Below are 12950 nucleotides of genomic sequence, written 5' to 3'. Positions count from 1 at the left end.
GTATAAAAAAAGACACCATATCAAAGGTGTCCTTTAACTAGTTATTGCTGTTGTCGTTGTTATTTACAACTTGACGACCCTTGTAATAACCCTTTGGTGAAACACGGTGGCTTAAGCGGTATTCACCAGTAGTTGCATCATAGTGCATTGCTGGAACACTCAACTTAATGTGACCACGACGTGAACGTTTCTTTTGTTTAGAAGTATGTCTTGCAGGAACTGCCATTTAATTTGATCTCCTTTATTGTAGTCTTAAGCTTCAGGGTCATATAACCCCGAATCACTCACGTAGTTCAATCATACTATTCAATTGCTAATAAATCAAGATTTATTCTATTTTCTTCTCTTTTTTATTGAAGAAAGTGACCTTGTGATCCGTTTTTTCCTTAGTATCTCGTCCAAAGAACCAAGCAATAATCATCCCGATAATCACCATTACCACTAACACAACAATTAGTGGTAACCTCACCTTAAAAAAGCCAAAATTAATTGCGACAGGTGATGTATTTAAAACAACAAAAATTACTGCAATTAAAGCCACAACTGATCCAATAATTAAATTTCTTTGTTTTTCCATCTTTTTTTACTTTCTAGAAGCAAACTTTAAGGAAATCTCATCACCAATCGATGGAAATAGATTATACAATTTAGCCGCTACAGCTAAACTAAGTGGTAAATTTAATTCACGTTTATCACTGCCAAAGAAGTGAACTACTTGCCAAGCAACATCATCTGGATCCAACATAAATTCTTGAACATTTTTGACATAATTTCCAGTCTTATCTGCTACATTAAGGAAATTAGTATAAACTGGTCCTGGGTTTACAGTCATTACCTTGACACCAAATGGCTTTAATTCTAGCCGTAAGACATTTGAAAATTGAATTACGGCAGCCTTAGATGCACTGTAAGCGGCTGACTTGGTAGTTGGTACCTTGCCAGCAATTGAGCCAAAATTAATAATTTGACCAGTCTTTTGTTCCATCATGACCCTACCTACTAAACGAGTAAAGTACATCAAACCTAAAACATTAACTTGGAACATATTGGTAACGTCTTGCATTTTTTGGTCCATAAATTCTTCGAATTTACCAAAACCAGCACAATTAACTAAAAAGTCAATGTGTTTTACTTGTTTAGTAATTGCATTAAAGGTTTGTTCAATTTCTTCCGGCTTACCCATATCTGTTGGAAAAACATATGCTTCAGCACCGGATAGTTCTTTAGCTTCTGCTGCAATTTCATCTAATTGGTTCTTTCTTCTAGCAATTAAAATTACAGTAGCACCACGACCAGCACTTTCAAGGGCAATGGAACGTCCAATCCCACTTGAAGCACCTGTAATTACAACAACTTTATTTCTTAATGAGTCTTTCATTTTTCTGAGCCTTTCATTGGAATATTAATCTGATCAAAATCATTAACTAATACTGTATTAGAAAATACTTTTTTAGCCTGTTTTTCGAGTTTTTTCGCTTTAGCACCCATATAACGAGCAGAAATATGATTTAGACATAATAATTTAACATTATCTTTCCGAGCAATTTTGGCTGCTTCAACCGAAGTAGAATGATAATAATCATGCGCCAGTTTTTGTTCATCCCCTGCAAAAGTTGATTCATGGACTAAAACATCTGCATCTTTAGCCAAACGAGCAATACTTGGCGTGGAACGTGTGTCATAGATGACCGTCACAATTCTTCCCGATTTAGTAGGTCCTAAGAAATTTTTACCATCCAAAACAGTACCATCAGCTAAAGTTACTTTTTCGCCATTTTTTAATTTCCCCAAAAGTGGCCCATTAGGAACATTATACTGTGCTAACTTGTCAATTAATAATTCGCCTGGATGTGAAGCCTCCACTACTCTAAAACCAAAACTAGGTATCCGGTGGTCTAGTTGCTCCGTATACACTCGAAAGCCCTTATCCTCACAGATTAACCCTGATTTAGCTAATTCAACAAACCTTATAGAATATGAAATTTTAGTCCGAGATACCTTAAGAGCTGTTCTAACAAATTCTTCAATACCACTGGGACCATAAATAGTAATAGGACCAACATCACCTTGAAAAGAACGAGTTGACAATAACCCTGGTAACCCAAAAATGTGATCACCGTGATTATGTGATATAAAAATTTTGGTAACTTTTCGTAATTTAATATTTGTTCTTAAAATTTGATGCTGAGTTGCTTCACCTACGTCAAAAAGCCAGATTTCATTCAATTCATCCAGCAACTTAAGTGCAACACTAGAAACATTGCGTTGCTTTGAAGGTTGCCCAGCACCAGTACCTAAAAATTGTAATTCCATGAAAATCCTATTCTAATCTAAAATTTTGAATGCTTAACAATTGTTTTGGTAACTAATGCACTATAGTATTTTGAGCCCTCTAAATTAGGGTGAGTATGATCACCGTAGAACCAGTCAGGATGATTCTTCGAGTATGAATACCAATCAATTATTATAAGATTATGATACCGTTTTGCACCTTGCTTTAGCAAATTATTCACTGAATTTTGCCAATCTCTAGTTGGAACGTGAACATTGATCCAGAAAACTTTTCTCTTAGGTCCAGCCTGATGCATTATTCGATCAAGATCTTCCATTGAGAAAGGTCCATTAGTTCCTAACCCTATTAAGATATTATCTGCTAAAACTCCTTGACTTTGATAACTATCTAATAAGCCAAAAGCAACATTCAATTGTCTTGAAACAGCAGCATCAATTAACGCTTTAGGCATTAATTGTTTTAAATCGTTGCTCGAACCGGCCATTACCGAGTCGCCAATCGCAGTTACTTGAACATGTTGAGCCAATTGCAAATCTAACTGGGAAATACCATATTTAACAAAAGATTTGTTAATAGGATGCTTTTTAGTTTGAAGCTCAGCTTCACGAATAATTTTAGATTTTTTTTCTTTTTTCTTTTTTTCTTTTTTTAACTTTTCAATTAATTTAGCATTATCCTTTTTTTGTTTTTTAGAATTCTGATTAATTCGCTGTGCTAATTGGCTTTTATTAAAGTCTTCTGCTTTTACTCCTGGTGAAATAGCAATAGCTGCTGATCCTAAGATTAAAATCAAAGCTGCTAAGGCTGCTTGACCTTTCTTAAAGTAATCTTTTGTTTCAAAATTAAAAATTCGAGCAAAATATTGTTTCGTTTTATCCCAGGTAATCCTACCCATTGGTCTTTCAATCAAACGATAAGTAATTTCTGTAATCACTAAAATTAAAATCACTTCAATAAGGTGATACAGCATTGGATTATCACCAATATTTACCTTATCTTCAAAAAAGATCATTACTGGAAATTGATACAGATAGATGCCATAGCTTCGTGAGCCAATCCAATCAAATAACTTATTAGTTAGGATTTGATTCCAATGACTACCAGGATGAGCAATTACAGCTACTAAAATACATACATCTAAAGTAAATAACAACATCCCGCCAGAGTAAGTAAAGGCTTGTTGTGGATTCATCCACTTAGAGAAGAACATTGCTAACATTAAAGCAAATGAAGCAAGGCCCACCAAGTCCAGTATCCAGCCTACTTTTCGTTCAACTTGCTGATTTAAACTCTCTATCGGCCAAACAACTGCTAATGCTGCTCCTAATCCTAAAGAAAAGAAACGAGTATCAGTTCCGTAATAAATCCGATTAATATCAGCCTTTAAAAAGTATAGGATTGCCATTTCTAATGCAGAAACAGCTGATAGACCAACTAAAATCCAGAAAATATTTTTTTTCTTTTTAACCAATTTAACTAGTAAATAAATGACAATTGGCCAAACAATATAAAATTGGCCTTCAATTGACATCGTCCATAAATTAGTAAATGGTGATTCATTAGCTGCAAAACGCTCAAAATAGCTTTGACCATTATGAATTTGCCAAAAATTAAATACATTTAATAGATTTGCAAGTACAACCTGATTTAATTTAGCCAGTAAATTTCGTTGAAAGATAAAGATATAGGCTGCACTTAACCATAAAACAGTAATTAATTGTGGATATAACTTTTTTATTCGACTCAAATAAAAATGACGATTATTATATGATCCTGTTTTATCATATGAATTAAGCATATGATCTGTCACCAAATATCCTGAGAGCACGAAAAAAATCGGCACTCCCAGATATCCTCCCATAAAGGAATTAGGATCCAAATGATAAAGAATTACTCCGATAACTGCTAAGGCTCTAAGGCCAGAATACCCCGTAATAAACCTATTTTTTTTCATACCCTATCTCTACTCTTATTGTACGAATTCAAAGACAAACTTGCCAATAGCCACATCATCACCATTAACAGCTCCTTTTTCACGTAGTGCGTCATCAACGCCTAAACGCTTAAGCTTTCTTGCTAAACGCATAATACCGTCTTGGTGATCCAAGTTGGTCATTTGAACTAATCTTTCTAATTGTTCACCCTTAACGATAAATTCATGTTCGCCAACTTGCTCAACTGTAAATTCATTCTTTTGTGGTGCCTGATACTTATATTCTTTAATCTTTTGTGCTAGCTTAGGTTGTTCTTCAGCCTGTTCTTGTTCAACTTCAGTTACTAAGTTGGCAGTATCTGACATCAACTTATCTACGCCTTTATGAGTTACACTTGAGATTTCATAAATAGGTTCATTATTTCCTTCTGCTTTTAATGCTTTTTTAAACTCAGCTAGTTTTTCCTCAGCACCAGGAATATCCATTTGTGAAGCTACAATCAATTCTCGCTTCTTTGATAAATCTGTTTCGTAATTTTTGAGTTCTTTTTTAATGGTATGGTAATCATCAATTGCCTCACGACCATTATTAGGATCCATTGAAACTAGATGTAGAATTACTTTGGTTCTTTCAACGTGACGTAAAAATTGAATTCCTAAGCCTACGCCTTGACTAGCTCCTTCAATTAATCCTGGCAAATCCGCCATTGAAAAGTCACGACCATCTGGCAAGATAACCATTCCCAAATTAGGAGTTAAAGTCGTGAATTGATAAGCAGCAATTTTGGGCTTGGCCTTAGTTGTTACTGATAACAGTGTTGATTTACCAACTGACGGAAAACCAACTAAGCCGACATCAGCCAATAATTTTAATTCTAAACGCAAAACGCGATCTTCACCTGGTTCACCATTTTCAGCAATTTCTGGTGCAGTATTAACACTAGTTGCAAAATGGATATTACCGCGACCGCCGCGACCGCCTTTAGCAACGACTAGTTCTTGGCCCTTTTCAGTTAAATCACCAATCAATTCATTAGTGTCATAATCATATACAGTAGTACCAACTGGAACTTTTAAATAAAGATCCTTAGCTGCACGGCCATATTGTGATTTAATACGACCGTTTTCACCACTATCCGCCTTAAACTTACGCCGATAGCGAAAATCCATCAAAGTTCTTAAGCCGCTGTCAGCAACAAAAATAATACTGCCGCCACGGCCACCATCACCACCGGCTGGACCGCCATTAGGGACGTATTTTTCATGGCGGAAAGCCACCATGCCATCGCCGCCTTTTCCGGCTTGTACTTCGATTTTAGTTTGATCAACAAATGTAGGCATGTATATCTCTTCCTTCCGTCTTAATCTAGCTTTTAATACTATACCACAGAAATACGCATGATATCGCGTTTTCTCGGATTACAATGTTAATTTTACCGTTTGTGCTTGAGTAAGCGTTAATCCTGCTCTACGCAAGTCATCAATTGAAGCTTCTTTAATTTTCTTCAATGAACCAAATTCGCGCAATAATTTGTTACGACTTTTAGGACCAATTCCCTTAATCGAATCTAAACGACTGGACAAAGCATTTTTAGCATGGCGTCTTCTATGAAAAGTAATCGCAAAGCGGTGCACTTCGTCTTGAATGCGCGTCATTAAATAAAAGCCCTCTGATTTGGGATTAAGGGGAATCAGTTTCAAAGGAATACCGTTGATGGGATCGCCAAATAATAAATGGTTTGTTCTGTGCTTATCATCTTTAACCATCCCCGCAACTGGGATATTCAAATTTAATTCATTTCGTAAAACATCTAAACAAGCATCGACCTGAATTTGACCACCATCCATCAAAATCAAATCAGGCATTCTTTTATGCTCGCGCAACAGTCTACCATATCTTCGGCGGACAACTTCCCTCGTGTTGCGTACTTCGTCGCCACCATTTTGATGTTCAACCTCACCTTTTAGCTTATATTTACGATAAGCTGTTTTTTCGGGTTCACCATCTTTAAAAACGACTAAAGCAGAGACTGGGTCAGCACCTTGAATATGGGAGTGATCAAAACTTTCAATAAAGTGTCCATATGGTAAGCCTAAAGCATCAAAAATTTCTTTTTGAGCGCCTTTAGTTTTTCGATTACCTAGTTCTAATAATCTAAACTTATCATCTAGCTTTAACTTAGCATTATCCTTCGCCATGTCTAGCAATGACTTTTTCTGCCCTCGTTGCGGTGTTCTAACAGGTACCTTCAAGACCTCAGCTAAAGTAGCATTATCAAATCCTTCAGGAATCAGAATTTCTTTAGGCAAAACCCTATTTCTTTGCTCATAAAATTGCACAATAAAAGAAGTGAAAGCATCTTCTGGATCTGTGGCATCTGTCAAAGGAAACATTCTAGTTTCTCTACGCAATAACTTTGCTTGCCGTAAAAAGAAGATTTGAACAGAAATCCAAGACTTGTCAACGTAATAATTAAAAATATCACGCTGCGTATTATCATTGGAAATAATTTTTTGTTTTTCAACCGTTTCTTCAATATATTTCAATTGGTCGCGAATTTCGGCTGCTCGTTCAAATTCAAGATTGCTAGCTGCTTGAGCCATTTTTTCGGTCAAACTCTGTTTAACACTAGCAATATCTCCATTCAAAAAGCTCTTGATCTTTTTAATTTGCTCTTCGTATTCTTTTTGTGGCACTTTTTTAAAGCATGCACCTAAGCACTGCCCCATATGATAGTAAAGACAAGGTCTGCCTTGATAACCATGACAGCGCCTTAGTGGAAAAACTTTTTGAATAAACTTCAAAGTGGCCTGGGCAGCATATACATTAGGATAGGGACCAAAATAGTAGCCACCATCCTTATGAACGATACTAGTTAACCGAGTTTGCGGATCGTGTTCACGCGTGATTTCTATGTAAGGATATCCCGTACCCTGCTTTAATTGAACATTATAATAAGGTTGATACTTTTTTATTAATGTAATTTCAAGTAAAAAAGCTTCCTTATCAGTTGATACAGTAATGATGTCATAATCTCGAATTTCACGAACTAATTCAGCACGACGTCCAACCTGTTTACTCTTAAAATATGAGCGAACCCGATTTTTTAAATTTTTAGATTTACCAACATATATAACCGTACCGTTAATATCTTTCATCAAATAACAGCCGGGGTTTTCTGGTAAAAGTTTTAGTTTATTCTCAATTAATTGTGTTGCCATTATCTCATCTCACTGAAAAAATTTGCATTTAATAGTTTAACACAGACTGTTTAAGAAGATCTTAACTTTGCTTATAGAAATAGCTATTCGGTACAAAAGTTGATATATTAAAAGAAATAAAATTTGAGGAGAACTTTTGATGACTAATCTAGTTTTTGACTTAATTAACCAATTTGGCTACCTAGCCATCAGTTTGCTAATTGCAATCGAAAACATCTTTCCCCCTATTCCATCCGAAGTAATTCTATCGTTCGCTGGCTTTGCAACCCATCATTCTCAAATGAATGTCTTCGGTGTAATTATTGCTTCAACAATCGGCGCGGTAGTTGGTGCACTAGTTTTATATTGGATTGGCACTTTACTTAATCCAGATCGATTAGAAAAGTTGTTCGATCATAAGTTATTCAAACTACTTGGCTTTAAAAAGGGTGATGTACAAAAGGCTATCAGATGGTTTGATAAATACGGTACCGGTGCAATCTTCTATGGTCGGTGCATCCCTGTAGTTCGTAGCTTAATTTCAATTCCAGCTGGAATAGCCAAAGTTAAATTACCTAAGTTCCTTATTTACACTAGCTTAGGCAGCTTACTCTGGAATGCTATTCTAGTTGGTCTTGGTTCCTATATGGGTGAAAATTGGGAACAAATTGTGTTAATTTTTGAAGAATACTCATTAATCATTGGAGGACTTATTCTAATTGCTTTAATATATTTCTCCTGTAAATGGTATAAGCAAAAAATTAAAGCTGATTAATTCAAACGCTCTATAAAAAATATAGAGCGTTTTCTTCTTTTAAAAATTAAAAATATCATGTAAAATTAATCTAATCTATAATAAGGGAAGTTTGCGAATGAAATTTAATATTTTTAGGAAACAAAATGTTGAGAGCTATCTCGGTAAAGACATTAAGTTCTCCAAAACAATGAACGCCGTTGATTTAATGTCTCTTGGCGTAGGAGCTGTCATCGGGACCGGTATTTTCATCTTACCCGGAACTGTTGCAGCCACATTAGCTGGACCTGGCGTTAGTTTATCCTTTGTTGTTGCAGCAATTGTTTGTGCTTTAGCTGGAATGTGTTATGCAGAATTTGCTTCAGCGATCCCAGTAGCTGGTTCTGCCTATTCATATGGGAATATCGTTTATGGCGAATTTACAGGCTGGATTATCGGTTGGGCACTGATTCTGGAATACATGCTATCTGTAGCCACTGTGGCAGCAGGTTGGTCATCATACTTCAGTTCTTTCATTGCACCATTTGGTCTAAAAATTCCACACGCTATTTCTGGTCCTATGAATCTTAACAATGGCGTTTATTTTGACTTGGTTTCTGTTTTAATCATTTTACTTATCAGTATCCTGTTGTCACGAGGGATGAAGAACTCAATTAAAATTAATGTCGTAGCTGTTTTTATTAAAATCGCCATTATTTTAATTTTTATTTTTGTAGGCTTACAGTTCATTAAACCTAACAACTATCATCCGTTCTTGCCATATCATTTTTCAGGAGTCATCAAAGGAGCAACCACAGTCTTCTTTGCCTTTCTTGGCTTTGATGTTGTTTCATCATCAGCCGCCGAGGTTAAAAATCCTAAGAAAAATATGCCCCTAGGAATTATTGGCACTTTAGCTATTGCAGCTGTACTTTATTTTGGCGTTTCAATCGTTTTAACGGGTATGGTTAATTATACCAAGCTAAACGTATCTAATCCCGTTGCTTTTGCATTGCAATATGTTCATCAAAACTGGGTAGCAGAGTTATTATCATTTGGTGCTATGCTAGGAATGGCTACCATGATGCTGACAATGATCTATTCAAGCTCTCGCTTAATCTATGCTATGGCACGTGATGGGCTATTGCCTAGTGCATTCAGTAAATTAGATAAAAAACATAACTCTCCTCAAAATGCCTTAGTCGCTGTCACTATTATTATTGCAGCAGGTGCAGCATTCTTCTCCGTTGATCAACTAGCCAATTTGGTCAACTTTGGTACACTTTTTGCCTTTACTCTTGTTTCCTTTGGAATTCTAAAATTAAGAAAAAGAACAGATATTGTTAACGATGGCTTTAAAGTTCCCGGATACCCATATTTGCCAATCATTTCTGGTTTAATTTGTATCTTTATGATTTGCCATTTAAGTTCAGAAGTTTACTTAATGGCAGCTATTTGGTTAATCATCGGTGCTGTAATTTACTTTGTTTATGGCTACCACCATAGTCAGCTTGATCATGATTAACATCAGTAAAAATTATGTAAAGAAAAAGACGATTTGCATGAATCGTCTTTTTTAGCTCTGTTTGAACTAGTTAATTTGATTAATTGCCTGACCATCTTTAAAGAAAGACAAAACATTATTCGCAACTTCTTTAGACAAATTAAATCTAGCAATGTGAGTAGCTGAACCAACGTGAGGCGTCATGATCACATTATCCATTTCAACCAATTCAGGTCTTGGATGCGGTTCGTTTTCGAAAACATCTAAGGCGGCGCCTGCAATTGAACCATTCTTTAACGCAGCAATTAATGCATCCCCGTCAATCAACGATCCACGAGCAACATTAATTAAAAACGCTGTGTCTTTCATTTTCTTTAAAAAGTCTGAATTAACCAGATGATATGTTTCAGCTGTAGCAGGAGTATGTAAACTCACAAAATCAGCTTCTTTTGCCAAAGTATCTAAGTCAACATATTTAGCATCTAATTCTGCTGCAATTTGATCATCTACTTGATGACGATTATGATAAATAATTGTCATACCAAATGCTTTAGCGAACCTAGCAACTTGTTGACCAATTCGACCCATACCTACAATTCCTAAGGTCTTTCCTTCAATAGAGTACCCTTGGTTGTCGTACTCATCGGCATTTAAAAAGACGCCTTCACGCAAAGCATGGTCATAATAATGCAATCTACGAGCTGATGCCATAATCATTGTCCAGGCAAGTTCCGCCGTTGGACGCAACACACTCTTAGGGCAATTTGAAACAACTATTCCTTTTTCTTTAGCGTATTCAACATCAACGTGGTCAAAGCCAACGCCATAAGTTGAAATTATTTTTAAATTTTTCGCAGCATCAATCATTTCTCGATCAAAAGCCATCTTTGCTACGATCACACCATCATATTCTGCAATATGATCAAGCACCCACTCACGATCATCTTCTGGTCGATGTCCTACTGGACCGATATCAACTTGACAAATATTTTTTAAATCAGTTAAGGCATCATCTCTTATGCCACCTAAAACTAAAACTTTTGCTTTATTCATTATTTTTAGACCTCTATTCAATTTTCATCTTAAAGTAAAAATACCACTATTTGAAAGAGAAAACATCTACTTTAATATTTTATTGATTGCAACTGCAACACCGTCGTGGTCACAATCAGCCGTAACTTCGTCAGCATGTTGCTTTGTATATTCAACAGCATTTCCCATTGCGATACCTAATCCAGCATAAGTTAACATCGGCATGTCGTTTGCTTGATCGCCTAGGGCCATCACATTACTTCGATCTATTTTTAAGTAGTCACATAGTCTTTTCAGGCCAGTCCCCTTATCGACACCGGCAGCGGTTGCTTCATAATAAAAAGGCTCAGTCTTTGAAAATACAACTCGATCTTTCATCATTTCAAATAAAGGAGATTCTATTTTCTCATCTAAATAGTCTGGATCATCAACATACATACATTTGATGATTGGTATCTGCTTCATTTCTTCTTGTGTACGATATGAGACTTCTAATTTTACGACCCGTGAATTATAAATTGTATAATGTCCCAAATCACGGTTAGCTGTATAAATTCGATCTAACGATACGCTATGAAAATGTAAGTTTAGCTTTCGCGCAATTGTCTCTAAATCTACATAATCTTCATATTTTAGCCCCTGTTTGAAAATAACCTGCCCCGCGGTTGATTCTACAACTGCACCATTAAAACTAACTACATACTGATTTTCTTGGCCATTAAGCCCTAATTCATCTAAATAACGTTGAGCACCTGACAAAGGCCGACCTGTGCAAATTACGATTTGCTTGCCTTGTTTTTGAGCAGTTAAAATTGCTTTTTTAACTGCTGGTGTAATCTCCTTCTTAGAATTAACTAAGGTTCCATCAATATCTATCGCGATTAGTTTAATTTCTTCCATTACCTTTTCCCTTAAAACAAAGAAAGCACCGCTTATGCGATGCTTCTATTAAACAGCCATGGTCTGCGTATTTTCTTTTAACTTGACCAAATCAGCCATATCATCAGCACTGATTTCAAAATCGATGTTCAAGTTTTCCTGCATTTCTTTAACATTATCACTCTTCGGCAAAACAATACAACCTAGCTGTAAGTCAAATGATAACATTAATTGAGCTGGACTAACATGATACTTTTCAGCGTAAGTCCTGATTCTTGGATCCTTTAACAAACGACCATGTGCAAGTGGAGAATATGCTTCAATCTGAATTCCTAAATTTTTACAGTATTTCATCAAATCAGTTGGCACATTTCCTATATGAACTTCGATTTGATTAACTACTGGCTTAATTGAGCTGTTATTAACAATGTTAGCTACGTCTTCTTGTAAAAAATTTGAAACACCAATTGATCTAACTTTACCGGCTTTAAGTGCTTCTTCCATTGCTCTCCAGTTTTCCAGATTGCCTTCAAAGTGACGATCATTAATTCTATTCACTTCAATCCAAGGTTGTGGTGAATGAATTAACAACATATCAATATATTCCAAACTAAATCGATCTAAAGCGTCATCAATTGCTTTTTTTGTACCTTCATAGTCTTTAATCGAAGTTGGTAATTTAGTTGTTAAAAAAATATCACTACGCTCAACATCAGAGTTCTAAATACCTTTTCCCACACCACTTTCATTGCCATAGTCTTTAGCAGTATCGAAAGCGCGGTAACCAACATTAATCGCTTGACGAATTACTTTTCGTACATCATCGTTATTAATTAGCCAAGTTCCTAGTTGAATTCAAGGAACCTCTACTCCGTTATTGAGCATTAAAGTTTTATCAGAGTACATATATACACTTCTACATTTTACTAATATGTCTCTGTTTCTTAATTCCTGTATTTGTATAGCTAATAATAATTATTAAACAATAATTGTTTTTTTCAGCTATCTGTTAATAGCATACAACAAAATTGTTGCAAATCCTATACATACATTTTATTTTTTGTGGTTCTGTTATATTTTCTAATTAAAATAGTAGCATCAATCAATGCTGCTGGGTTTATAAAGATTATCAAATAATTTATTTTATTATTCTATACAAAATTAATATTTTCGTATAAAAAAAGAAAGGGCTGATGATGTCCTATCAACTCTTTCTCTTCAGTCTCTTAATTCCCAACACCTATAATACCAGCATTTATCATTTAAACAAGGATAAAAAACATCTTTTACTTACTAAATATTATTTTTAGTTTTCACATTATAGTTTTCATCACATTTTTAAAAAGCCTAGATGTTATATTACAAAATGATTACA

The 12950-nt window shown here is 35.3% G+C and carries 11 protein-coding genes and 1 pseudogene; 2 read left to right on the top strand and 10 right to left on the bottom strand.

The features are described 5' to 3' along the window. Positions 1-37 precede the first annotated feature (37 nt). The 7 genes from rpmF to uvrC all read right to left on the bottom strand — a co-directional run bounded on the left by rpmF (position 38) and on the right by uvrC (position 7448). On the bottom strand, positions 38-226 hold the full coding sequence (gene rpmF / locus CP363_RS06745) for a 50S ribosomal protein L32 (RefSeq protein WP_005720154.1): 189 nt from the start codon (positions 224-226) through the stop codon (positions 38-40). Between the two features lie 102 nt (positions 227-328). Next, positions 329-577, bottom strand: a complete 249-nt coding sequence (locus CP363_RS06740) for a lipopolysaccharide assembly protein LapA domain-containing protein (protein ID WP_005720153.1) — start codon at positions 575-577, stop codon at positions 329-331. A 6-nt stretch (positions 578-583) separates the two neighbouring features. Further along, positions 584-1378, bottom strand: coding sequence for an SDR family oxidoreductase (locus CP363_RS06735; RefSeq protein WP_013086283.1), 795 nt, complete (start codon positions 1376-1378; stop codon positions 584-586). Further along, positions 1375-2313, bottom strand: coding sequence for a ribonuclease Z (rnz, locus tag CP363_RS06730; RefSeq protein WP_098036031.1), 939 nt, complete (start codon positions 2311-2313; stop codon positions 1375-1377). Before rnz ends, CP363_RS06735 begins: the two co-directional genes overlap by 4 nt. Before the next feature lie 17 nt (positions 2314-2330). Then, positions 2331-4247, bottom strand: coding sequence for an acyltransferase family protein (locus CP363_RS06725; protein WP_098036030.1), 1917 nt, complete (start codon positions 4245-4247; stop codon positions 2331-2333). Between the two features lie 15 nt (positions 4248-4262). Beyond that, on the bottom strand, positions 4263-5567 hold the full coding sequence (gene obgE, locus CP363_RS06720) for a GTPase ObgE (protein WP_005722345.1): 1305 nt from the start codon (positions 5565-5567) through the stop codon (positions 4263-4265). 78 nt (positions 5568-5645) lie between these two features. Then, complete coding sequence (gene uvrC / locus CP363_RS06715) at positions 5646-7448, bottom strand: excinuclease ABC subunit UvrC (protein ID WP_023488620.1); 1803 nt, start codon at positions 7446-7448, stop codon at positions 5646-5648. Between the two features lie 139 nt (positions 7449-7587). Between uvrC and CP363_RS06710 the strand changes: the two genes are divergently transcribed. After that, positions 7588-8202 carry a DedA family protein gene (locus CP363_RS06710; RefSeq protein WP_005724638.1) on the top strand — a complete coding sequence of 205 codons (615 nt, stop codon included), beginning with the start codon at positions 7588-7590 and terminating at the stop codon, positions 8200-8202. 97 nt (positions 8203-8299) lie between these two features. Continuing rightward, a complete protein-coding gene (locus tag CP363_RS06705) occupies positions 8300-9685 on the top strand; it encodes an APC family permease (protein WP_061204668.1) in 1386 nt (461 codons plus the stop codon). 66 nt (positions 9686-9751) lie between these two features. Here CP363_RS06705 and CP363_RS06700 read toward each other — a convergent pair whose 3' ends face one another. From CP363_RS06700 to CP363_RS06690, 3 genes and pseudogenes are all read right to left on the bottom strand, one after another. After that, a complete protein-coding gene (locus tag CP363_RS06700) occupies positions 9752-10717 on the bottom strand; it encodes an NAD(P)-dependent oxidoreductase (RefSeq protein ID WP_089143397.1) in 966 nt (321 codons plus the stop codon). A 66-nt stretch (positions 10718-10783) separates the two neighbouring features. Continuing rightward, positions 10784-11596, bottom strand: coding sequence for a Cof-type HAD-IIB family hydrolase (locus CP363_RS06695; RefSeq protein WP_023488616.1), 813 nt, complete (start codon positions 11594-11596; stop codon positions 10784-10786). A 48-nt stretch (positions 11597-11644) separates the two neighbouring features. Further along, positions 11645-12430: pseudogene (locus tag CP363_RS06690) on the bottom strand (aldo/keto reductase family protein). Positions 12431-12950 lie beyond the last annotated feature (520 nt).

Source organism: Lactobacillus sp. UMNPBX12, from assembly GCF_002553955.1.
GTDB classification, from domain to species: domain Bacteria; phylum Bacillota; class Bacilli; order Lactobacillales; family Lactobacillaceae; genus Lactobacillus; species Lactobacillus crispatus.
Note: the sequence above shows the minus strand (reverse complement) of the source record. Positions and strands in the feature narration are given on the sequence as shown.